General features: G+C 43.7%; 27 protein-coding genes. 7 read left to right on the forward strand and 20 right to left on the reverse strand.

Annotated elements, in window-relative coordinates; all coding sequences use genetic code 11:
• Positions 1-60: 60 nt before the first annotated feature.
• On the forward strand, positions 61-768 hold the full coding sequence (locus BUB99_RS06455) for a YebC/PmpR family DNA-binding transcriptional regulator (protein ID WP_073120731.1): 708 nt from the start codon (positions 61-63) through the stop codon (positions 766-768).
• 71 nt (positions 769-839) lie between these two features.
• Here the strand turns inward: BUB99_RS06455 and BUB99_RS06460 are convergent, their stop codons facing one another.
• The 4 genes from BUB99_RS06460 to BUB99_RS06475 all read right to left on the reverse strand — a co-directional run bounded on the left by BUB99_RS06460 (position 840) and on the right by BUB99_RS06475 (position 4,658).
• Positions 840-1,157 (reverse strand): DUF721 domain-containing protein, encoded by a 318-nt coding sequence (locus tag BUB99_RS06460; RefSeq protein WP_073120733.1) that lies wholly within the window; start codon positions 1,155-1,157, stop codon positions 840-842.
• Positions 1,154-1,969, reverse strand: a complete 816-nt coding sequence (locus BUB99_RS06465) for a zinc-dependent peptidase (RefSeq protein ID WP_245816813.1) — start codon at positions 1,967-1,969, stop codon at positions 1,154-1,156. Before BUB99_RS06465 ends, BUB99_RS06460 begins: the two co-directional genes overlap by 4 nt.
• A gap of 120 nt (positions 1,970-2,089) precedes the next feature.
• Entirely contained in the window at positions 2,090-3,634 is a 1,545-nt protein-coding gene (locus BUB99_RS06470; protein WP_073120737.1) for a glycine--tRNA ligase, read from the reverse strand.
• Between the two features lie 220 nt (positions 3,635-3,854).
• Entirely contained in the window at positions 3,855-4,658 is an 804-nt protein-coding gene (locus tag BUB99_RS06475) for a DUF1338 domain-containing protein (RefSeq protein WP_073120739.1), read from the reverse strand.
• A 135-nt stretch (positions 4,659-4,793) separates the two neighbouring features.
• On the opposite strand from BUB99_RS06475, the gene BUB99_RS06480 reads away from it, so the two are divergent.
• Positions 4,794-5,270, forward strand: coding sequence for an Lrp/AsnC family transcriptional regulator (locus BUB99_RS06480; RefSeq protein ID WP_073120741.1), 477 nt, complete (start codon positions 4,794-4,796; stop codon positions 5,268-5,270).
• 10 nt (positions 5,271-5,280) lie between these two features.
• On the opposite strand, the gene BUB99_RS06485 is transcribed toward BUB99_RS06480, so the two are convergent.
• Together BUB99_RS06485 and BUB99_RS06490 are read right to left on the reverse strand one after the other, a co-directional pair.
• Positions 5,281-7,326 carry a TonB-dependent receptor gene (locus BUB99_RS06485; protein ID WP_084190407.1) on the reverse strand — a complete coding sequence of 682 codons (2,046 nt, stop codon included), beginning with the start codon at positions 7,324-7,326 and terminating at the stop codon, positions 5,281-5,283.
• Positions 7,327-7,330: 4 nt separating this feature from the next.
• Positions 7,331-8,665: a saccharopine dehydrogenase family protein gene (locus tag BUB99_RS06490; protein WP_317041709.1), complete on the reverse strand. Its 1,335-nt coding sequence runs from the start codon at positions 8,663-8,665 to the stop codon at positions 7,331-7,333.
• Positions 8,666-8,824: 159 nt separating this feature from the next.
• On the opposite strand from BUB99_RS06490, the gene ppk2 reads away from it, so the two are divergent.
• Complete coding sequence (gene ppk2 / locus BUB99_RS06495) at positions 8,825-9,532, forward strand: polyphosphate kinase 2 (protein ID WP_073120745.1); 708 nt, start codon at positions 8,825-8,827, stop codon at positions 9,530-9,532.
• Positions 9,533-9,537: 5 nt separating this feature from the next.
• Here ppk2 and BUB99_RS06500 read toward each other — a convergent pair whose 3' ends face one another.
• The 6 genes from BUB99_RS06500 to BUB99_RS06525 all read right to left on the reverse strand — a co-directional run bounded on the left by BUB99_RS06500 (position 9,538) and on the right by BUB99_RS06525 (position 13,438).
• Entirely contained in the window at positions 9,538-10,140 is a 603-nt protein-coding gene (locus tag BUB99_RS06500) for a LysE family translocator (protein ID WP_084190408.1), read from the reverse strand.
• On the reverse strand, positions 10,137-11,258 hold the full coding sequence (locus BUB99_RS06505) for an ATP-grasp domain-containing protein (protein WP_084190409.1): 1,122 nt from the start codon (positions 11,256-11,258) through the stop codon (positions 10,137-10,139). Before BUB99_RS06505 ends, BUB99_RS06500 begins: the two co-directional genes overlap by 4 nt.
• A gap of 2 nt (positions 11,259-11,260) precedes the next feature.
• Positions 11,261-11,773, reverse strand: a complete 513-nt coding sequence (locus BUB99_RS06510) for a hypothetical protein (RefSeq protein ID WP_073120749.1) — start codon at positions 11,771-11,773, stop codon at positions 11,261-11,263.
• A 98-nt stretch (positions 11,774-11,871) separates the two neighbouring features.
• Positions 11,872-12,348 (reverse strand): regulatory protein RecX, encoded by a 477-nt coding sequence (locus BUB99_RS06515; RefSeq protein WP_073120750.1) that lies wholly within the window; start codon positions 12,346-12,348, stop codon positions 11,872-11,874.
• Between the two features lie 72 nt (positions 12,349-12,420).
• Positions 12,421-12,789 (reverse strand): hypothetical protein, encoded by a 369-nt coding sequence (locus BUB99_RS06520; RefSeq protein WP_139280926.1) that lies wholly within the window; start codon positions 12,787-12,789, stop codon positions 12,421-12,423.
• 106 nt (positions 12,790-12,895) lie between these two features.
• On the reverse strand, positions 12,896-13,438 hold the full coding sequence (locus tag BUB99_RS06525; protein ID WP_073120754.1) for an NADPH-dependent FMN reductase: 543 nt from the start codon (positions 13,436-13,438) through the stop codon (positions 12,896-12,898).
• Positions 13,439-13,602: 164 nt separating this feature from the next.
• Between BUB99_RS06525 and BUB99_RS06530 the strand changes: the two genes are divergently transcribed.
• Positions 13,603-13,965, forward strand: coding sequence for a hypothetical protein (locus BUB99_RS06530; protein WP_073120756.1), 363 nt, complete (start codon positions 13,603-13,605; stop codon positions 13,963-13,965).
• Between the two features lie 2 nt (positions 13,966-13,967).
• On the opposite strand, the gene BUB99_RS06535 is transcribed toward BUB99_RS06530, so the two are convergent.
• From BUB99_RS06535 to nadC, 6 genes are all read right to left on the reverse strand, one after another.
• Entirely contained in the window at positions 13,968-14,717 is a 750-nt protein-coding gene (locus BUB99_RS06535) for a DUF5995 family protein (protein WP_073120758.1), read from the reverse strand.
• Between the two features lie 210 nt (positions 14,718-14,927).
• Positions 14,928-16,010, reverse strand: coding sequence for a serine hydrolase domain-containing protein (locus BUB99_RS06540; protein ID WP_073120760.1), 1,083 nt, complete (start codon positions 16,008-16,010; stop codon positions 14,928-14,930).
• 42 nt (positions 16,011-16,052) lie between these two features.
• Positions 16,053-16,688, reverse strand: a complete 636-nt coding sequence (gene def / locus BUB99_RS06545) for a peptide deformylase (protein WP_073121760.1) — start codon at positions 16,686-16,688, stop codon at positions 16,053-16,055.
• A gap of 65 nt (positions 16,689-16,753) precedes the next feature.
• Positions 16,754-17,944 carry a DUF418 domain-containing protein gene (locus BUB99_RS06550; protein ID WP_170863745.1) on the reverse strand — a complete coding sequence of 397 codons (1,191 nt, stop codon included), beginning with the start codon at positions 17,942-17,944 and terminating at the stop codon, positions 16,754-16,756.
• A 193-nt stretch (positions 17,945-18,137) separates the two neighbouring features.
• The gene (locus BUB99_RS06555; protein WP_073120764.1) at positions 18,138-18,614 is read right to left on the reverse strand and encodes a YcxB family protein; all 477 of its coding nucleotides are present in this window, start codon (positions 18,612-18,614) and stop codon (positions 18,138-18,140) included.
• Entirely contained in the window at positions 18,614-19,480 is an 867-nt protein-coding gene (nadC, locus tag BUB99_RS06560) for a carboxylating nicotinate-nucleotide diphosphorylase (protein ID WP_139280928.1), read from the reverse strand. Before nadC ends, BUB99_RS06555 begins: the two co-directional genes overlap by 1 nt.
• Before the next feature lie 94 nt (positions 19,481-19,574).
• Between nadC and ade the strand changes: the two genes are divergently transcribed.
• From ade to BUB99_RS06575, 3 genes are all read left to right on the forward strand, one after another.
• Positions 19,575-21,200, forward strand: a complete 1,626-nt coding sequence (ade, locus tag BUB99_RS06565) for an adenine deaminase (RefSeq protein WP_073120766.1) — start codon at positions 19,575-19,577, stop codon at positions 21,198-21,200.
• Positions 21,201-21,202: 2 nt separating this feature from the next.
• Complete coding sequence (locus tag BUB99_RS06570) at positions 21,203-21,418, forward strand: hypothetical protein (RefSeq protein WP_073120768.1); 216 nt, start codon at positions 21,203-21,205, stop codon at positions 21,416-21,418.
• Positions 21,419-21,516: 98 nt separating this feature from the next.
• Positions 21,517-22,119 carry a trimeric intracellular cation channel family protein gene (locus BUB99_RS06575; RefSeq protein ID WP_073120769.1) on the forward strand — a complete coding sequence of 201 codons (603 nt, stop codon included), beginning with the start codon at positions 21,517-21,519 and terminating at the stop codon, positions 22,117-22,119.
• 424 nt (positions 22,120-22,543) lie between these two features.
• Here BUB99_RS06575 and BUB99_RS06580 read toward each other — a convergent pair whose 3' ends face one another.
• Both BUB99_RS06580 and BUB99_RS06585 read right to left on the reverse strand, forming a co-directional pair.
• A complete protein-coding gene (locus tag BUB99_RS06580; protein ID WP_073120771.1) occupies positions 22,544-23,185 on the reverse strand; it encodes a phage tail protein in 642 nt (213 codons plus the stop codon).
• A 21-nt stretch (positions 23,186-23,206) separates the two neighbouring features.
• A partial coding sequence (locus tag BUB99_RS06585) for a hypothetical protein (RefSeq protein ID WP_170863746.1) occupies positions 23,207-23,775 on the reverse strand: 569 nt, incomplete at its 5' end.

The raw sequence follows: 23,775 nt of genomic DNA on the forward strand, positions 1-23,775 counted from the left end.
TTCATATATACAGAAATATAGCCATCCTATATATTTGTATTTCTAATCAATATAACAACAATGGGAAGAGCATTTGAATTTAGAAAAGCTAGAAAACTAAAGAGATGGGGTCAGATGGCAAAGACCTTTACACGTATCGGTAAGGACATCGTCATTGCTGTAAAAGAAAATGGTCCAGACCCAGATACCAATTCAAGACTGCGTGCCATCATGCAAAATGCCAAGGCGGTCAACATGCCCAAAGAAAATATCGAACGTGCTATCAAACGTGCGACCGACAAGGATCAAGGGGACTACAAAGAAACACTATTCGAAGGCTACGGCCCTCATGGTATCGCTATACTGGTAGAAACCGCTACTGACAACAACAACCGAACGGTCGCCAACATCCGTAGCTACTTTAGCAAAAACAACGGCAACCTAGGTACACAAGGATCTGTAGAGTTCATGTTTGACCACACGTGCAACTTCCGACTAAAAAGTGACGGACTAGATGCAGAAGAGCTAGAGCTAGAACTGATCGACTTTGGTGCAGAAGAAGTGTTCGAAGACGAAGACGGTATGATGGTCTATGGTGGATTCTCTGACTTTGGTGCTTTGCAGAAGTACTTTGAGGAGCATAACCTCGAAATCCTATCGTCAGGGTTCGAACGTATACCACAAACGACTAAGGAGCTCAGCGAAGAGCAACAAGAGGAAGTCAACAAACTCCTAGAAAAAATCGAAGAAGACGATGACGTCCAAAACGTCTACCACACCATGGCTTAAGTGATGAAATCAATAGAAAACAAAAGGCTGCTGGATAATTATCCAGCAGCCTTTTGTTTTTCAAGCAGTGCTTACACAAATAAAACCTGATTGACCACTCGTTTACCAAACTCGGCATTGACCATATCCATAACTTTTTGTTTGGAATTGTTGAGTTCGTGCTTGAGAGGGGCAGAGGATAGGGTGATGATCAAAACATCTTTTCGTATCTCGAGGTTCGTGGTACGATTGGCGATTGCTGTCCCCATGATTTTGTTCCATTTAGTAACCAAACTGGCCTGATCAAACCGCCTATCGATATTATAGGATTTCAGCATGGCATCCATGAGGTCCTTCATCGTGACGGTCTCTCTTCTTCTTTCTCCTGCTGGGTGCGGTTTTTTCTTCATGGGCGTGATGGATCTTGCCTCAAAAGTAGAGCTAAGTTTTGATACAGCGTTGGCTTCTCTTTTTTAAATATCTCAGGTCGCTCAAAAAAGTTCTCTACCGCCACTGCAAAGAACTCCTCCCGGTTGGTTGCTGCATATTCTCTAAAGATACTGGGCTCGTTGGACTGTATTCTGTCGATTTCAAAATCTGCTAAAACCTCCCACTCTGATAGCACCTTTTCATCTAAAAAACCATATTCTTGGTTGGTAATGCGGTTTTCGATACGCAGGGCGTGCGCCATTTCATGCAATCCCAAATTACGTCCATCTGCTTCATCGATAAAACCCTCCACAAAATGCTCCCAAGAAAGCACAATCGCCTTGACTCTAGGGTTCACCTCTCCACGGTGATACTTCTGATTGATGGTCGAATAGTAATTCGTCGGGTAGACGAGTATCCGTTTGAAAAAGGAGAGCGACACCCTTCGAAATCCAAACGTCAGCTGCACTGCGCATGCGGCTATCAATACTTTCATCTCCTCGGTCACTTCTTTGAGCTCTCTGGGGATGAATTCCTTTTGATGGATAAAAGCCTGCACTTTTTGTTCGAACCTCTTCTTTTCTTTTTCAGGAAGGTTTACATAGTATCGGGAGTGATTTTTCAGGATGCGTTTGCGCTCTCTACGGAGCGGAACTGGCAAGAATGGTAAATAGATCCCTAAATTTATTTTGCCCGTCAGTACCAATAAGAAAATAAAAGCCATGGTGACCAAAAACATTCGAAAGGAATCTACTGACGAGGTAGACTCTACAGTTTGCTGGAGAAAAATCATAGCCTAAAGATACGTCTTTCTCTCACCCGCGCATACAAAAAAACGCGTCACTTCTCATCAAGGAGATGAAGAAGTGAAGCGCCAAAAATTTTGTTTTTGCTATTCCTAAATCAGTGCTGCTTATAGCGATTTGAGCAATGGTTTCAAGTCTACAGCTGTTTCTATCTCAGAGACCACCTCTGCTACTGACACGCGCTTTTGCTCCATGCTATCACGCTCTCTAATCGTCACTGTGCCATCTTCTATCGTCTGGTGATCCACAGTGATACAGTATGGTGTACCGATAGCGTCTTGTCTACGGTATCGTCTACCGATGGCGTCTTTACCATCATACTGCGCATTGACTGAGAATTTCAATTCATCGAGAATTTCTCTTGCTTTCTCTGGCAGGCCGTCCTTGTTGACGAGTGGTAAAACTGCCGCTTTGACAGGAGCGAGAGCCTTCGGCAATCTGAGTACCGTTCTGCTACTGCCATCTTCGAGGGTTTCTTCTGTATAGGCAGTCGCTAGTATCGCCAAGAACATTCTGTCCAAACCGATAGACGTCTCTACGACATAAGGCACGTAAGACTTCTCCGTTTCGCTATCGAAGAACTGTAGCTTTTTGCCACTAAACTCTTCGTGAGCTTTGAGATCGAAATCTGTTCTAGAGTGAATCCCTTCTAGTTCTTTGAACCCCATCGGAAAATTAAACTCAATATCACATGCCGCATTGGCGTAGTGTGCAAGATTAAGGTGGTCATGAAACTTGTAGTTTTGATCGCCCAACCCGAGTGACTTGTGCCAGTTCATGCGCTTTTCTTTCCAGTTTTGGTACCATTCCATCTCTGTGCCAGGCTTCACGAAAAACTGCATCTCCATCTGCTCAAACTCACGCATACGAAAGATGAACTGACGTGCGATGATCTCGTTTCTAAACGCCTTCCCTGTCTGAGCTATACCAAATGGCAGCTTCATGCGACCAGTCTTCTGTACGTTGAGATAGTTGACGAATATACCCTGAGCTGTCTCAGGTCTGAGGTAGATCTTGCTCGCTCCATCAGCTAGAGAACCCAGCTCGGTCGAGAACATGAGGTTGAACTGACGTACTTCGGTCCAGTTCTTTGATCCACTCACAGGGTCAGCGATTCCCAGCTCCTCGATCAATAATTTGAGATCAACGAAATCCTCTTCTTCTATATCTTTCTTGAACCGAGCATTGATCGTATCAATCTTCTCTTGGTTCTGCAGTACACGTGGGTTGGTTTCTTTGAACTGTGCCTCGTCAAACGAGTCGCCAAATTTCTTGGCAGCCTTGTCTACTTCTTTCTGGATTTTGGCTTCTATCTTGGCGATAAAATCTTCGATCAACACATCCGCACGGTATCGCTTGTTGGAGTCTTTGTTATCGATCATCGGATCGTTGAATGCATCGACGTGACCCGAAGCTTTCCAGGTGGTCGGGTGCATGAAAATCGACGCGTCGATTCCGACGATATTCTCATTCATCTGAACCATGGCTTTCCACCAGTACTGTCGGATGTTTTGCTTGAGCTCTACGCCATACTGCCCATAATCATAGGTCGCGCTGAGACCATCGTATATTTCACTCGAAGGGAAAACATATCCATACTCTTTGGCATGGGATACTATTTTCTTTAGATCGTTATCGTCATTCTTTGCCATAGCCGCAAAGATATATGAATAGACAAATGAGCGATATGATTTGTTTGATTTTTCGAGCTGTAGCTAGAATTAGAATAGGCTCATCAATTAAATAAAATGCCCTTGCCAGTATTTGGGGTACTGGCAAGGCTTGTAATGAAAAAGTCAATTCAGGTCTAAACCTGTCATCATTTTTGGGTTGTTGTTAGTTGCTTTTTTCAGCCGGGCATTTATTGATGCATTACCTCACATCAGTACTTTCAAATATTTTGTCTGCAGATTTAGCAATGAAGCCCTGAAAGAGCTTGCCGTCAGCATCTGCATATCGTCTAGCAAACTCATAGTAGCAAGATGGAATTTCACGTTTCCCTTCGACAAAATCTACCTCCATCTTGTCTGCTAAGATGCTAGACTGCTCTAGGAGTTCTGCGGGAGTTCCTTTGATCTCTCCTCCCGATATATTGAATTCAAACCCCTGAGACTTTAGAAACTCATCCATCTCCTCTAGGCTTTTAATACCCTTCAATTCATTGACCAGAATGGTAAAATGATTGGCACAGAAGCCAAACACATACATCCAAGCAGCGTACTCTGACTCTGCGAGCAGTGACCGATACGTCTCAAATGAAACATTTTGCCACGGCCGTGACGGGAAAGCTACCACTTCTTCTTCCTCCAGTGGTTCCACGATCTCACTGATCACATGGTTCAGTTCAGGAGAAAATTCTTCTAGTAACAACTCGCTGATAAATATCTTAGGCGCATCTGCATCAGGGTGCTCATAGTGCTGAGCAACCAACTTTTTGGCCTCAAAATGATAAGTACCACGAGCTTTGTACCCTGCTTCTAAAAAAGGTTTTTCCAGTACAGAAATCCTAGTTTTAGGATGGTTGAAAGTTCTAAAAGCGATGTGGTCGTTGACTATGTGCTCACCACGGTCTGCAAGCAGATCGTGGATAGCCTCAGCGGATGGCGTTTTCGACACATAGTCAGACCAGCATCTTGCTATAACTTCTTGGTAGGTGTTTTGGCTCTTACTTTTCATTGACTCAAAAAGAATCATATTCATTTATATTAAAAACAAAACAGGTCGTATCATTTTAAATAAGCCTAAAAATAAAAATATTGACTTTTTAAATAATATTTTTGAGTCAAAACATAAATTAAAGCATTGATACATATGGAAAAAAGTCAAATTAACGATATGGACAGAGCCATCATGAAACGGCTAGGAATCAATGCCCGCGTACCCTTTTCGACATTGGCCAAGGAGCTCGGTATATCCAACACCATGGTACACCAGCGCGTCAACAAACTGAGACAACTCGGCGTGCTCGAAAATGCCACCTTCCGGTTCAATGCCAAGGCTCTCGGCTACTCGACAGAAGCTATCACCCGTATCGATGTGGCTAATGCCAAATACATTCCAAAAATCGTAGCTGAGTTAGAAAAAATCCCAGAGATCATCGAGTGCTCAAACATCTCAGGTAAGTATGCGCTGATGATCAAAGTCATCGCCGTGGACAACAATCATCTACGAGACGTACTCTATGGGAAGATTCATGACCTAGAAGGGGTAATTGGAACTGACACTAATATATCGTTCGAGACCGCTTTTCAAAAAAACATCGAACTCATGCCGAGCACAGCACAATAAACGTCTCGAATCAGAACCGGTAAGCCGCTTTTACTCCGCTGTAGTAATTGATCGGCAATCCAGGATAGTAATAACGCTGGGAGCTAGCATTAATCAAGAGCATGGAGGCATAGCGTGTATCGCTCAAATTGTTACCTCCTAGGTACACACTGAGATCCAACTGCCCAAAGGCACGTTGATAACCAACCTTAGCATTCAGTAGACAATAAGCCTCCGTCTGCAAGGAAGCATTATCAAGAATCGTCCTGCTGCCTACTGCTTGTAGGTTAACATGACCAAAAAAGCCCTTCGTCATTTGCGCACGAAGCGTATAGTCGAGTGTATAGTTAGGCACACCAGTCATTCGGTTACCCGAGTAATCCTCCTCTCCGTCCACGAAATCCGCAAAATGATAATCCATCAGTGCATAAGACAGACGTTGATCGACCCGAACCATAGGAGACTGCCATATCTCATGGTCTATAAGAATCTCTAAACCATAGTGTCGTGCGCTCCCTGCATTGACTCCTATCGTCACCTGATTCTTCTCACGGTTCACTATCAAATCTTCCGTGTACATGGCATACCCTACGATTTCAGCATAGAGTTTCCCCTTGATCACATCTCCTTTGAGTCCAAATTCATAGTTCCATCCAGACTCTGGTTTCAAGTCTTTATTAACCTGTCCTCCTGGGTAAAGAGTCTGTTCGAATGAGGGCAAAGAAAAGCCATGAGACATCAAGGCATACGCCGAAAAATCATCAGAAAGCTTGTTCACGATACTCACCTTAGGAGAGAATACAGGTTCAAAACCATAGCCTCCGCTTTGATCTGCTGTACCAGTGTTGAACTGGTCATGGAGATCATACTGCGACCAATTCATATTAGCCCCCAGTGTCAATATCCACTGATCAGAGGGGTAATATTCCGTCGCGACGAACACATTACCATAATTTCTTTGTTGGTCTAGGTCTAAGGTTTTATCTCCATTTTGTCCTGCATCGTTAACAAATTCCCGATAACGATAGGATTCTAAGAACCCTTCAACACCCAATACCACATGTAATTGTTCATCTGCTAGAAAGCTTCTTCTGACCTTGGCACGTATGCCGGTGTTGAGCTGATCCGAAGTGAGATTACCCAAGAAGGAAGGACGTACCTCACTAGCTTTGCTCCCGTTGACGAATAAGGTCACATGACTTTCCGTCCGCGACGAGTAATTCGTTTTGAGAGTTAGTCCCACACGAAAACGTTCACTATCCTCTTTGCCTTCAGCATCTCCCCAACTACTGGCGGCTTGCTCAGGATTATCTTCATAATCATCCACGCCTAGCGAACTAGGAATAAAAGACTCCAAAAAAGTATAGTTAGCGTAGAGCGTAAACTCCGAATGCTCTTGCCATACAGACTGCCCCAACAAAGTAATCGACTGACGATCATAAGTATTGTTGTCTCTATAGCCATCACTATGAACATCTTGATAGAGCAAATTCAAACTCCTTTTGTCATCTGCTACTTGACCGCTCACACGGTACTGCCTGAGTCCAAAAGAGCCAAACATCGCCTCCACAGAAGCCTTAGGGAATCCCTCAGGTTTCAGCGTTTGAAAACGTATCGCTCCTCCCAGCCCCGCACCATAGATTGTCGAAATAGGCCCTCGAAAGACCTCTATCTGCTCCAACGTAGCAAAATCGATATCCTCGATAGTCGTTTCTCCTTCGCCCGTCGAGAGAGGTATTTCATCGAGGTAAGCCTTTATTTTATCTGTCCCAAAAGGCGAGCGAGCTCCGATCCCGCGAATGGTAATCCGGTTGGTACTCAACGTTCCAGACTGCATGTACACCCCAGGGATGGCATTTAGCACAGGCTGTAGTGTCAGCTCATCTCCAGCGTTGATTTGCTGAAAGTCGAGTGCTGAAACTGCCCCGCCAAAATCAACTATCTTCTCCTCAAACAACCCCGACACAATCGTCACTTCCTCCAACACGAACTCTGTAGAATCGCCCCCCTGCGCCCAGCTAGACATAGCAAAGAAACCGAGGGACATGAACGTTAATAATGCACTCCTATAGAACATAATATCATTTTATCTCGACTTCTTTGAAGTTTACACCATGATTTTCCAGCTCGTCCAAGATCGGTTCGTAGATATATTTTTCAGTAGGAATTTGTACTCCTCTGACAGCTAAATCACCCGTCAATATCAACTTGGCAGCTACTGCCAGAGGCAATCCAACTGTTTTAGACATGGCCGTGTGTACCGCATCCTCTCCCTCTACAGCCATATAAGACTGGAGCTGCTTGTGAACACCATCTTCTTCATATTCAAACCTATGCCACATCACAATCATATCCTTTTCGTCTGGCGCTATGGTCCATTTTTTCTTGAGGATGTGTTCCAGTACTTGAGCTGGAGTTCCCTGATCTAGGCCTACCAACTCATCATCGAACATCCCAAGCCAGTTGAGTTTAAACATCTCCTCAGAATCTCGGTCTATGTTGAGATAATGCGCCAATTTCAGCTCTACAGAGTCTGTCGGATTATAGGATAGAAAAGAATTGATAAACTGCCTATGCGTCATTTCAGACACATTTTGCATCTGGAAAGTATCATCCGTAGCACCCAGCTGAACAAAAACATCCCATGCCTTGCAAAACCCCACTCGACGTAGCGTGCCACGGTATAGCGTTTTGATTCCATGCAGCTTATACGCATCGAGATATTTCAGCGAATCTCGGTTGGCATAGCCCTCAAAGTAGCCGTGTTCGGGAATGTAAATCACCTCCGTCCGACGAAACAACCTTTGGTAGGGGATGTACTTGTAGCGACCTTCTTGTAAGAACTTTACATACCCCTGACCTGCGAGTACGACGTTTCGAGGATTCCAAGTGAACTTATATTGCCATGGATTGCCATCCTGACTAGGTGCCAATAATCCCCCCGTAAAGGTTTCAAAAGCCTTGAGTGTCGATCCAGCTGTGCGAATTCTATCGAGGACTTTCATAGCGGACATGTGATCTATTCCGGGATCCAACCCCAGCTCCATGATTAACCCTACACCATTATTCTCAAAAGTTTCTGCTAGTGCTTTGATCTCATCGCTAACATAGGATGCCGTGAGCATATTGATACCTGCCTCAGCACATACCTCCGCCACAGAAAAATGAAAAGCAGCAGGCAGCATTGAGATCACCAAATCAAAATCACGAATAATCTGCCTGTGCGCAGCATCATGGATATCAAAAGCCAAAGCACGCCCACATGGGTGAGCAGAAACTCTCTCCTCCGCCATGGCCTGATCTAAATCTCCGACAGTGACATGCCAACTGTTGGGCTCAGCGTGATCTAGCAAAAAATCAATAAGCACAGAGGACGAACGTCCTGCGCCAAGTACGAGTATTTTCTTATTCATCATAGGTAGTAAAGGGTAATCGTTGTTTAATAAGGGGTTAATGTCTGGCAATTTATACATTTACCAATCAGACGATCAAGTCAGATTTACATTTTGTTTGCGAGCCTATTGACTAATGATAATTTTATATATCTTAATTTTCCAACCCCAAAACCACGATATATGGAGCTAACCAAATTGAGTAAAAAGAAATATAATGCCCTACTAGAACACTATCAGGTCGAATTGCTCAAGCTGCAAAAGTATATCGTCAAAGAAGGTCTCAAAGTCGTCGTGATCTTCGAAGGTCGTGATGCCGCAGGTAAAGGGGGTGCGATCAAACGATTCATAGAGCACATGAACCCACGGGAATTTAAAGTAATCGCACTACCCAAGCCTACAGCTAAAGAAAAAGGACAGTGGTACTTTCAACGCTACATCAAAAACCTACCTTCAACTGGAGAAATCATATTTTTTGACCGCAGCTGGTATAACCGAGCCGTGGTAGAACCTGTCATGGATTTCTGTACACCTGAGCAGTACCATCTGTTTATGGATCAGGTCAATGGGTTCGAAAAGATGATTTCCGATTCTGGGGTTAAACTAATCAAATTCTGGTTAGACATCACTCGAGAAGAACAGCAGAGCCGTTTCGAGGGTAGAATCAATGATCCACTGAAGACGTGGAAACTAAGTCCCGTAGACAAAAAAGCGCAGAGCATGTGGGATGTCTTCTCCGAGTATATCGATCTCATGCTACAACAAACTAGCACCAAACAAAGCCCTTGGCTAAAAATAGATGCCAACCATAAAAAAATGGCTCGTCTACAGATGATAGAAGAGGTTCTAGAGATGTTTGACTATGAAGGCAAAACGCTAGAAATAGACTAAACGACCTATTGAATGAAAGTCCATAGCCCCATGAAAACAAAAATAATTCCTGGTAGACGATAGAGTACGAATACATTGTCCTGAATCGAACTGAATCGAGAGCCCAAATAAATCACAGAGACCAGGAGCAAAAAAGTCCCAGTAGAGACTCCTCCTACATAGAGCAAATAATTGTCCGCGGACAAGCGCACCCAGTTCATCGACTGTAAGTAGGCTGTCACTGCTAACCAAAACGGTATTGCTAAAGGATTCGCCAATGCTACCAACATTCCTTTCAAAAAACCAGCACGTTTCTCCCCTATCTCCTTACGCTCTACCTGCTTCACTTTCTTTACTAAATTCAGGACTCCCAAAAGGATGAGGACTCCTCCAGAGATCCATTTAAACCAAGAAGCCACTTCGACATGTTCCGTCAAATAAATCTGAAAACGCACTGCCACACCTGCATAGACAAACTCAACCATCGCAGCAGCTATAGCAAAAGTCAATGCTCCTGCCTTCTTGTTCTGCATGGCCAATTGCATCACCGAGAGATTGATAGACCCAGGAGGTATAGACCCTCCAAAACTGCATACCATCGCAATCAAAAAAACACCGATCCCAGTCATGTCTTCTTTTCTTTCTCTCTGTTGTATTTTCTTATCTTAGCGATTTCTGCCAACCCTTTTCTAAATGACATATGGGGGTAACCTTGTCTACGGTTGATACGAGATATATCCGCCAATGCCCCTAGATGATGAATAATATCCTTGTAGGCTTGGATCAGTGAAAAACCCGGATGATAGATGTGTGCTGGCTCAGCTCCTGCTCCATTCAGTTCCAAAATCTTGAAGTGCTCCCCTTGGTACAAATCCTCGATAGAGCGACACCTCAGGTCGTAGCGCCCAAAATAAAACCCATCGATCTGCTGACTTACCTGATCAAACACTCGAATCAACTTATCATTGATTAGATGATTGGCATTAATAAAGGTCGTTCCTAAGCAGTGGTTGCCTATCGAGACTAGCTCTACCCGCACACCTCTCTCAGGAATTTCTTTCATGCGACGCGGCTCTTTGATTTGCAAACGAGAGATATGCATCTGTGCCCGCGGATCCTCTTCCATCAGTTGCGCCACTGTACGTGTACCATCCCCGATTACTGAAAGCATTTCTTTCATGACGACAGAACTAACTGTACCATTCGATCGGTCTGGATACCTATAGTAGAACACCCCTAGCTCAACGGAATAAGAAACATACTCCTGCACTAAAAAATCCACACGTATCTCCTGCAGATACTCTACCAACTGCGCTTCACTTTTGACTAGTTCGACCATCCATCCACGCTCCCCTATATCGGGTTTGAGAATCACAGGATAGTCCAATCCAGCATCCTTCAGCAGCTCTTTCACCTCCTCTAGTCGGGACTCAGCATTCAGGCGATAGGTTTTGGGAATATAAACATCTGGTATAAGGTCAAATATTTTCATTTTGGATTCCCCCAACATCCCTCCAAACTCTATCGTCGGGTTGGAAGAGGTGAAAAAGAAAAATGACCGAGATCGAATGGACAGGTACATCCAATAAAAAAATACGGGAAAGTAAAACACCGAAAATGGCCAAAACTCCCACCTAAACACCTTTACCCAGACTACAGACGAACTTAGTCTACCGTACCATGATCCTTTTTTAGGAGCAAAATGAGATTTCTCCACATCCTCCCCTGTCTCCAATATAGCGTCCATATCTAGACTTTTCGCAGTTGAGTCTGTCTATACCTGATGGTAGAACTCGCTATCCCAAATGCCTCAGATAACTCTAGGTTTGGCTTGACATCCTTTAGTCCCACCCTGATCAGTGCCATGTGATGCACCGCATGTTCGATATTATAAATCAGCTCTCGGTCAAGATTGGTCTGAATTTCTACTAACTCACCTTCCTGACCCAATGACTGCTTCAGCCTCAAGGGTATATTCTCTTGTCCCTCTGTCATACGATCTCTCAATGCATGGACGCATGAAATCGCTTCTACTGGACTATTCTCTAAAACTAAATCCCTCTGTCTCTGATCGTAATTGACACATCCCTGCTCCACCCCGTCCATCAAGCAAACGAAAAACTCCAAAGTATGTCGTATATGCTGGCCAATCGTAGCGCCATTCAGTAATGGTACAGGCTGACTATACTCCTGCCGATCCAAAACACTAAGAAGCTCTGTCAATTGTTCGAAAATATTATCGATAGACGGTCTTATACTCATAGATTTTGTTTTAGTCTTTTCTTCAAGGTTGCTTAAGAAAGGGGTCAATTCGATTGTTCTACTGCGAACAGCCGTTCCCTACGAATAGTTCAATCCACCTAAACTACTACGTCTTTGACAAACTCCCAAACCAACTCTGGTTCATAGCCCTTGTAGATCATTTGCCTAGAAATCTTCTCTCTCTTTTTGAACAAGTTAGTTTCAGATTCGGTAGTAGATTTTTTCTCGATCAGTGCTACCAAAGTCGCCGTATAGTCTGCGGGCGGTATTTCTGCCATCGCCCGTTTCAGGCAGTATGACGATATATCATGCTGCTGCAGTCCCAATTTTATCCGGTTTCGTCCCCATTTTTTGACTCTAAACTTCCCTCCAGCAAAGGCCTTAGCAAATCGCTCTTCGTTGATAAAACCGTCCATGATCAAATCTGCCAATACATCCTCTACCTCGTTCTTGTACAGTCCATACTCAAAGAGCTTATTGCGTACTTCCTTCTGCGACCGTTCTTGGTAGGCACAGTAATTAGCAGCCTTTAATTTGGCCTCTTTTTTCGTGAGTGATAATTTTTTCTTTTCCAATTAATCGAAGAACATATGATCGTGAAAACAAAGCTAATACGCTTTATACTTCCCAAGAAATAACAACAGGTGTCATCTGACCAAAATATCTGCTGTTGATTTCACAATGTACGATTTCAGTCCAAACATCTCCAACATGACACGCGCCGCTCCTCGGATCAATATACTACTGGATATCACTGTGACATCAGAAATCCTACCTTTATACAACTTCATACTTTTGTACCACTCGGTACGGGCCGACGGTTCAAATCCTGTCATCTCACTACAGTCCCAAATAAATCGATAGCTATTGTTAGAACTTTCCAGCTCTTCACTCCAAGCTCTAGATCCCGCAGTACTCTCTTGTTTGGTAAATTTACCTTTGAACCGAAAATACAACACATGTATCCCATGTTCGGGACTTGAAAAAATATCGAGGGAGTTGGATTGAAATTGCATGATTCAGGTTGGGTTTAGATACGCGCTCGTTAGGGGAACTATGAAATTTACAAAAAAACGTATTGAAATCAAACCAACTAAATCCCGAAACCTACATCACGGACTATCAATCACCTGCCAACGCGCTATCAAACAATTCCAGCTGTTTCACAAACTCTTTTCTCAACTCCTCATCCAAAATCCCATTCTCATCGCTAAAGTTCTCGCTAAAGGATGGAAGTGAAAAATGAGCGACTACTTCGCCTCCTCTAAATGGAAACCCTTTCACTGCTATCTCTAGAACACTACTCCCTCCACGCTTACCGTTGGAAGTCGCCATCAAGAACATAGGTTTGTCCAGCCACATTTTAGCTTCTATTCTAGATGCCCAGTCAAATATATTCTTGAATGCCGCACTAAAATTTCCATTATGCTCCGCAAATGATATCATCACTGCGTCTGATTCTCTAAGAGTATTTTTAAATGCTTTGGCTTCCGAGGGGATTCCCTTTTCACGTTCGCGATCCTCGCTAAATATCGGCATTTCAAAATCATTCAAATCCAAAAGAGTCACCTCTGATTCAGCTACTTGATCGGATGCCCACCGAACCAATCGACGGTTGATAGACTGGCTGCTATTGCTTCCTGCGAAGGCTAATATTTTCTTCATAAATCAATCATTGATACAATCACAATATACAAAGACACTCTCGGTTTTCCTTCTTTACCAAGTTAATCTACTCCCTCATTCACTGCTTTGATTTTCAAGAAATTATAACTAACATTAGGTAGACCATCCAGCCTATAATTTCAATCGATTTTTGAAATACAACTATGGACTACAGTGATCGCATCAAAATCATTCTACATAAAGGCAAAGAAATTTACTACTTTGACTTCTCAGAATTGCGCGCTGACGAACATCCTTGGCTGATGGAAATTGGCTTTAACCAAGCCTTGAAAACTAATCCGAAAAAAATTCGATACATCTCTAACGTAGCAAAAACCCGATTGAACCTGGAGAGTAAAGAAAAAGCAAGTGAGATTTTCGACATACTCAAAGAAAAAGGAATAGAATACAAAGGAGCCGTGATTGGTATCACTGGCATCCAACGTCTGATTGTATCAGCCATCGACAGAGACACTTATTTCACCAACAGCCTCGAAAAAGCCAAAGACTGGCTTGTGGAACACTAAAGTTATTTCCAAAGACTCATTAGTCGTTGCGTTTTCTTAGCAACATTGCCCAATTCGAACATACGCATCACTGCAAATACCACCGTCATAATGACCCCTGGATACTTGACCAATTTTGTTTTTTGGGCGACTACTTCGTTTCGTTGCTTGATCAAAGACTCCTTGTCTGCGGGGGTAGCTTGCGCCAACTCTTTGGCGAATGCCCAAGTCTCTTCTCGTGCCTTTTCAAAATTATAATGAACAAAATAACTATCAAGAACCCCAAATATTTTCAAAACGAACTTGGTAGTTGGCCACCTATCAGTCATGTCCTCCTCCACACGTTCAGCAGTGATTTTGAACATATCAAAGACCTTGTCAAAATCACCTTTGAGCCTATCGATCCGTTCACCTCCTACTTGAGCCACTGCTACAGCTAAATCCAAACTCACATGCACATGGATGCCCGTCATAACCTGCTGGAGCACCATAGAAAACATACTATCCAAATAACCAAATGAACTCTGCCATGCGCCAGTAGTTTTGGTGTCCTTCATGAATGTGCTGCGCTCATCAAAAAAGCGATCCGACATAGTTAGATAAATATCTTCTACGACGTGAGATTGCTCAAAGACATTGTGCCTAACTCCTACCATAATCTTAGTTGAGGCGGCATAATAAGCGGCTGAAAAATAACCCATTGGATCAAAATCCAACATGGAATCTTCTGTGATCCGATCTAATCTTTCGACCACATTTTCAATTGTTTGCATCTAAATCCTTTTGTGTGAGTATAATGAATTGATTACGAACCGATTGCTAGCCTAATGTTAGGTAATATGTAGTATAGGCGCAACACCGTGAAACCCTTTTTATCCACAAATCAAATATGACAACAAATACACAGTCTACAAATCCCTAAAAATGGGGATATGTAAAACCGCTAATTCCAACGCTCACAACACAGGGTCGTTGATGACAGTTCACGGTTCCAGCATGGGAATGATGGCATTGCGCATCAGTACAAATGGGAGCTTATCCTTCTCTGAGTTATAAGCTCCTCCTGTAAAAACCGCTACCATATCCAGCGACGGCAACACCATGATGTACTGTCCGCCATTGCCAGTAGCAGTCGTCATCGGGTACAGGATTCCATCTTTCTCCAAAGGAATCTGCCACCATAGATAGCCATAATCTATACCGCTCAGTGTCGTTTGTTTGCTAGTAGATGCCGTGATCCAATCTGCCGACACCAGACTATCTCCCTGCCAAACCCCATGATCCAAAACCAGCTGACCCAGCTTTGCCATATCTCGAGGCAGCATATATAGGCGCTTAGCTGCACTGGGTATGTCTTCTCTATCAGTCGTATGCTTCCATGACACATCCGTGATCCCCAACGGTTCGAACAAGAAATGGGAAGCAAAATCTGCTATAGACAATCCCGACGACTCTTCTATAACTCGCGCGACGAGCACCGTCCCCATGGTGCAATACATCGCCGTATCTCCTGAAGCATAAATCTGAGGCAAATCAAGCGTCTGCTGCATCCAATTTTTTCGTTTATAGACTTTATCTTCCTGACCTTTGGATTTACTATCCCAGTCGTTACAGTCTAGCCCGCTACTCATCGTTAGTAGGTCTTTTATGGTTATTTTCCGTTTCTGGGGACTGTCATTTTTATTGATCTGATGGCCGGGCAGGTAGTTCATAAAAGGTTCATCGATGCTACGAACATATCCCTTGTCCACCGCGATCCCCATCAGTAATGACAGGACACTCTTGGTCGTCGAGCGTAAATCATGAATAGTCTCCGCGTCATATCCACCGAAGTAATCTTCAAGCACCAGTTTGCCATGCTGTACCACGACCAAACTGTGAATATCATGATCGATACGATGCATCTGCTCCATGAGCTGATTCAACACCACAGTATCTGCACCATTTGTGCGTAAATCCTCGGTTTCCCAAAAGGCAACAGCAATTGGTCTCTGGTAGCCATATTGAGCGCATACAGTTGAGCTGCTCGAAATGGCAAAGGCAAGTATTAAGAGGCATGGTTTCATAAAGCCATAATGTCATCGATGCTAAACAAGTTGCATGAGGTGCTATTTTGCTTGCTCCACTTCCTCTGTCAAATGATCTAGGTATAAGATTCCCTGTAGATGGTCGATTTCATGCTGAAATATCACTGCAGTAAATCCCTCGACTTTTTCTCGATAGTGCTTTTGATCCAACTTGTCATAAGTCACCTCTATCGCATAGGAGCGCGTTTTGGTCGTATCCATTCTATCTGGAATGGACAAACAGCCTTCTCTACATTCCTGCTTGAGATCAGAATAATAGATGATTTCAGGGTTCAAGTATGCCTCAAAGGGAAAATCCTCCTTGTCCAACCGCTGTACCCAGATAATGTTTTTGAGAATCCCAACCTGCGGCGCAGCAATCCCTACCCCCATAGACAGGCTATCACGCATGGTCGCAAACATCCGGTCTACCAACCGCACCAGTACCGTATCTGATGCATCAACGGTGACAGGCTCACTCTGACTTCTGAGCAGCAAAGAGTCACTTCTATCTGTAATCTTAAATATTCGCATCGGTTGCCGCCCATCACCAGACAGTATCAACGCCTCTTGTTGATCGCTAAACTGAGAACTATGATAAGTCGTCGCTTGTTTCACGCCAGCACAACTACCAAGCAGCAAAAGAATTACAAAAGAGAGGTAAATGGATTTTTTCATGACCAAGAGATTTCTTGGGCAATCTTAGGAAGATTCAGCCGCAAAACCATGCATCCATAGATTTGCTAACGATCATTTTTCCGGATAGGAATACTAAAATCTCTATAAGTCAGTGCACGCCAAAACCACTCCATAGGGCCATAGCGGTAATACCTGAGCCACTGCTGGCTAAACCAGAGTTGAACCAGAAACAATCCTGCCCCAACACCTAAACTCCACGTCGCTCCCAAATCGTCCCACCAGCCTAGTCCAAAACCATAAAATATCAGTACGCCAACGATAGCCTGCAACATATAGTTAGTCAAACTCATCCGCCCATAAGATGCCATATAGGTAAACACTTTTATGTACTTGCTCAAGTAGACGTAGCTCAAAATAAACCCGCAACAAATCGCTACAGTATAGAGCAGATTGAGATACGACTGTACCACAGTCGTTACCAAAATAGCCTGTGCCTCCGTCCATTGAAAAGTCGTGATGGCCTCCTGATATAGTTTGGACAGTAGCATCATTATCAGACAAAAATACCCTATGAAAGCAACCTGATGCCTCTTGGCTTTTAGATTCTCAAGATAACGCTCACGGGCGATCACCAAACCGACTAAGAACAATGCCATGAGTTGAAAAAAGCGTCCTGTATGATAAGTCCATGTCCAGACCACTACCCGTGCTTCGTAAAGATTGAAGCGTACTACATTCCAAAAGCTACCTGTAGTATAAAGAGACTCTCCTCGCTCGAAATACCCATCGCCATAATAAGGAGTGTACACGTAGCTCGGATCATAAAATGACTCAACCAGTAACACCAACAATGGCACTTGCAATACACATACACCTGCCAAAATCAATAAAGTACGAGACTTGACAGTGTACAAGGCTATTAGCGGGATTCCCATCAGGGCATAGATATGCAAAATATCTCCCCTATAGACCAATGAATGCAATAGACCTATCCCGAACAAAACGGCCAGTCGCCATAAAAACGTCCTTCGAAAATCTACCCCTTTGATCTCCTGACTATGAATCTGGATAAAAAAACTGTACCCAAATAACAGCGCGAAGATAGAGTAAGCCTTGCCTCCCACTAGGAAAATAACAGTATCGAAAACATCGTCATCTGCCCCTAGCACAAAAGGGCTACATGGGTCAGTAGGCTGAAATATCTCAAAATGCTCAACGCAGTGGATCAAAATGATTCCGAGCAAAGCAAAGCCTCTGAGAGCATCGATGATCAATATTCGGTTTTTTTTGGCCATTGGCTCACTAATTCTACTTTTACTAAAAATAAAACTAGCCAAAACCATCTGAGAAGAGATATCCCTACTATCAATAGGGATATATCCCGTGGCAGTTTGATACACCTATCAAACTGCCACTTCCTCTAAAAAGTAAAACGGCTGTTTCAAATACTATTGAAACAGCCGTTTTACTTGATGGTATACTTAGATACTACTCCTTAATCAAGCTCTTGCGCTTCATGATCGTCTCTATGAATTTGATTTCATTCTGAGAATTAAAAATGCGATAAGGCAAGTGTATCATCTGTGCTTTGCTCATCACAAGAAGGAAATGATCCTTCGTCACTACTGCTTTTTTGATGCTCTCCCATTTGAGAGGCATACCTTGTTTGCTATTGAGTTTAATCAAAATCTGCTGACTGGTAATTTCGTAACTGAGTTTTTCGAACATGAACTTACCCTGCTCTAACTGAGAAATCCCTGCGAACTGAATCAACCAAAACAGCCCATAAAGCACCAATGCTATCGATGCACCAATGATCCACCACATATTAGGGATCCATAGATACCCGCCACAGATGGCTAGATAAATGAGCGCAACCCACCACTGCTCTTTGATCAAATTACCAAAGGCCAACTTGATAAAAGTGCCATTAGCCAATTGGTATTTTTTTGTCTTTACTATCATTATTTCTTTTTTACTGCCTTCAAACTTATATCCAAACTGTCATACGAATGCGTCAATGCGCCTACAGAAATGTAGTCTACGCCCGTTTCAGCTATTTCTTTAATGTTTTTTTCGGTAATCCCACCAGACGCCTCGATCTGACACTGTCCCGCGATAATCTCCACTGCCTCAACCATCATAGACGGCAACATATTATCTAACATGATAACATCTACACCGCCTACTTCTAATGCCTCACGCACCTCATTAATGTTCCGCGTTTCTACTTCTATGCGCAAGTCCTTATTATTAGCTCTCAGATACGCTTTAGTAGCTGTCACTGCTTTGGTGATCCCACCGGCATAATCGTTGTGGTTGTCCTTGAGCATCACCATATCGTAGAGTCCAAACCTATGATTCTCCGCTCCACCGATCTTGACCGCCCATTTCTCGCAGAGGCGAAAATTAGGTGCCGTCTTGCGTGTATCGAGTAGTTTGGTATCCGTATGCTTGATCATATCCGTCAGCTTGCGTGTGTAAGTAGCGATACCACTCATGCGCTGCATACAGTTGAGTACAAGACGCTCCGTGGACAATATCGATCGTGCACTACCACGGACGATGAGTCCTACATCTCCCTCTACTACCTGATCGCCATCCTGCTTGAGCAGTTGAACATCTAGCTTATCATCGAACCGATGAAAAACCTGTTCGGCCAGTGCTAAACCTGCAATAACGCCATCCCCCTTGATCAGCAACTGCGCCTCTTGCTCTAGCTCGGCGGGAATCGCCGACAAGGTACTATGATCACCGTCGCCTATGTCCTCTTTGAGAGACGAATCAATAAATTGATCGATGGCAGATTTTGTCAGATAATTGATTTTCACGCCGCAAAAATATACAAGCCGTTTATTTTACCTACCAGCTGTATGAATATTTTGCCACTCTTAGTACTTTGCCTACTCTGACAACACGATCATCATGACTATCATATCAGGACAACTCATAGACATAGCCCGAAAAGAAATTTATCCCGCTCGCATAGAAATCAATAACGGCATCATCAAAAAAATAGAAAAAACAGATCTGGCTACCGACCAATACATCTTACCAGGATTCGTCGATGCGCATGTTCATGTGGAGAGCTCGATGCTCGTCCCCTCGGAGTTTGCGCGCATGGCGGTGGTACATGGCACAGTCGGCACGATCTCTGACCCCCATGAGATTGGCAATGTGCTGGGTGTGAAAGGTGTCGAGTACATGATCGCCAATGGCAATACGGTCAATTTCAAGTTTTATTTTGGTGCTCCCTCCTGCGTGCCTGCTACGCCATTCGAGACAGCAGGTGCAGAGATCAACACCGCGGATGTAGAATACCTCCTGCGCAAAAAAGAAATCGTCTACCTCGCTGAGATGATGAACTGGCCAGGCGTACTCTATCATGACAAAACCGTTTATGAAAAACTCGCCATTGCCAAAAAACTAGGTAAACCTGTAGATGGACATGCTCCCGGACTGAAAGGCGAACAAGCCCAGCAGTATGCTGGCGCAGGTATCTCCACCGATCACGAATGCTTCACTGCCGAAGAGGCGCTCGACAAACTAAACAGCGGCATGAAAATCATGATCCGAGAAGGTAGCGCAGCGAAAAACTTCGAAGCATTGATACCATTGCTAGACGAACACTACGCCAGCATGATGTTTTGTTCGGATGACAAACATCCAGACAACCTCGAGGAAGGTCACATCAACCTGCTCGTCAAACGTGCGCTAGCCAAAGGAATCGACCTATTCAAAATCCTACAAGCAGCATGCATCAATCCCGTCCAACACTATGGCATGAAAGTAGGCCTTCTACAAAAAGGAGACCCTGCAGATTTCATTATCATTGATAATCCCGAAGATTTCAACATCCAAGAGACCTGGATCGATGGACAATTAATGGCCAAACAAGGCAAAACCAAAATCAAATCTATCCCCATCGAAGTGATCAATAATTTTGATTGTGAACCGAAAACACCAGAAGATTTCAAAGTCACCATCACTGGTAGCAAGGTGCAAGTCATGGAAGCACTAGATGGACAGCTCATCACCAATCTCCTACAGTTCGACAGCCAGCTGATCGACAACCCTCGACAAACCAATACCGACGAAGACATACTTAAGGTTGCCGTCATCAACCGTTACCAAAACACAGCTCCATCCATTGGTTATATCAAAAATATCGGACTACAGTCAGGGGCCATTGCCTCCTCGGTAGGTCACGACTCTCACAACATCATCGCAGTAGGCGTAGATGACGAGTCCCTCTGTCGTGCCGTCAACCTGATCATCGCTGCACAAGGGGGCGTATCTGCAGTCAAAGGCAAAAAAGAAATGCTACTAGAACTACCAGTGGCTGGAATCATGTCGGATCGTGAGGGCTATCGTGTGTCCAAAATGTACTCTACGATAGATGCCTTTGCTAAGTCGCTCGGTTCACCGCTCAACTCACCCTTCATGACCCTGTCATTCATGGCGCTACTCGTGATCCCTAAAGCCAAGATGAGCGACATGGGATTCTTTGATGGAGAGAAATTTGAATTTTTGGAAGTGTTTACCAACTAGGAATGGAACGTGATATATACCCTCTCGACTATCTAGGATTATACATTCGTTGGAAGTCAGTACTGGTCTTTCCCAAAGATGTCAATGCTCAAATAGACATGTTCTCTACCTATCGCGCAAAACACAAAGATGAAGGGCTCAATTTTATTGTGGGACTTATTGCTATTCATATCCTCGCTGGTTTTGCAATAGTGATCGTTGGGCTGATTACGCTTTAACATATTGAAAAACTTGTTTAAAACCACTTGAAATAATCCAAAACACTAGTCGTAGATTAAAACAAAAACACCATATTCGCGCCCAATTTTAAACACCCATGGAATTCATCTACATACTCAACCTAGCCGGAATCGTTGTATTCGCCATATCAGGAGCACTCACTGCCTCAGATTACAAAATGGATGCATTTGGCTCAGTAGTCATCGCTTTCATCACAGCACTGGGAGGAGGTACGATACGTGACCTTCTGCTTGATTACCACCCTATCGGCTGGGTAGCAGATCCTAACTACCTCTACGCCGTATTGGTGGCGGTCGCACTCAGCTACCTTTTCAAAAGATGGATCGCCTCGCTACGTCGTACGATGTTTCTATTTGATACGATAGGAATTGGACTATTTGCAGTACTGGGAACTGAAAAAACATTAGGACTAGATATGCACATGATCATTGCCATTATGATGGGCGTCGTCTCTGCTGTCTTCGGTGGAGTACTCAGGGATGTATTGATCGGTCGTGTGCCTTTGATTTTTCGTAAAGAAATCTACGCGACTGCCTGTCTAGCTGGAGTTGTCTTATATGTAGTTTTGTTACAATTTAACATTCCTTCATACCTTACTCTCATCATCCCTATCCTCATGATTATGGTGATTCGTCTCCTGGCGGTGAAATATGAGTGGAGTCTACCAGGGATTAAATAGTCGTTCCTTTAAAAACTCTAATCTGGGCAACATTTGTTAGTATTTGGCAAATGCTCTAAGATTTAGAGGAAGACATCAGATATTTGGTTTTGTTGCCTCCCAACAGCTAGGGACTTTTCATTGGTAGCGAGAAAATGACATTGATATAAATGGCAAGTTTGCATTTACCCCATCTTTAGGAACAAACACCCAAACATTGCCTTACATCAAGCTAATGGTAAGGCAACATGAACCTTATAGTAAGGCAACATGGATACTATTGTAAGGCTAGCTTTTTAAAACGGTAGCTTTGGCTAGCCTACTTGGTTTTTAAATCCCTCATTTGCCCCCCTCTCATCACTATTTAAACACCGTATGCGGACTCCAACTATAGGCTGGCAAAAACACGAGCTACCTCTGTAGAGGTAACTCGTGAGCTCAAATATCAATCTTCTTGAGGAAAAACACCGTCGTATTTGATGATAAACCTGACACATAGCCAGGGCTGCATATTAGTGTGAAATCCTCCGCCTCCCGTCATACCACACGTACTATCAGTACTCACCGCTATATCTCCGTATACCCCTGCCTCTATATCCAAGACCGCACTATTCATAGTAGATGTAGCGTCAGACACATCCGAGGTATATATATCATCCCCATTGAGATCCTTAGTCTTAGCAGGAAACGCATTGCTGGGGTCTCCCGTGTCTCCAGCTGTGTTAGAACACTTGATACTAGCAGATCCTGTTACTGTCAAATTATTCTGTGTCGTAGAAGTACTACTAATTACGTGACTATGAGATGGGATCTGGATTTGGTTTAAAGCAACCTCTTCCACCCCACTACGACTACCCTGAACTCTCTGGCTAAGCCCTGGGGCAGCCCCTGCCCCTATCGGCACTCTACCTCTCAAATCAGGCAACGCAAAAGTACCTTCACTACTTTTACCTCCAAAATCATTCCCTATCAAACTAAACAAAGCTGCATAGTTATTTACTGGCAAAACCTGTCCTTCACAGGGTAGCCATTCACGTGGAATCACTCTGCCAGCATACATTTTTATCTGTCCTATAAAATCACTCATCGTTATTTTGTTTTAATCTGATTAATACGTGGCTATCCAAGCGTTTTGCGTAGAGCTATAGATCATTATGTACATATTGGTACTTGTATCTGAAAAGGTAAAGCTGGGTGCTGAATTAGACGCTATATAGATAGTCCTACCATTTCCGTTGATCGTTGCAGTGACATTGGTAGCAGCTAAAGTCAATAACTGTCCATCTATTGGAGTAGCGGGTAGCGTGACTGTAATGCTTTCAGTGACGATAACCCTCTCATCCGTAGAGGTTAGTGTAACATTCGCACTAACTGTTCTAACAGATGGGCTTATTGAAAGATCGCTCCATACTGCACCCGATCCATTTGAGGTAAGGTATTTCCCCGCTTGACCAGCCTGTGAAGGCAATTCAATTTCATTGGTAACAGAACCGTCTACTTCTACAAATGAGGTCAGGTAGCCATTATTGGCTACAAAATTATCTACTTCTGTTTCTGTAAGCTTGGTGTCTGTATCATCCAGATAAGGACTCAAATCAATAGTAGTAGCAGTACCATTGTTGGTGATGGTCAGATTATTGCCTGACAATTGTAAATCTTGGATCTCATTCGTCACTG

Source organism: Reichenbachiella agariperforans, from assembly GCF_900142205.1.
Lineage (GTDB): Bacteria > Bacteroidota > Bacteroidia > Cytophagales > Cyclobacteriaceae > Reichenbachiella > Reichenbachiella agariperforans.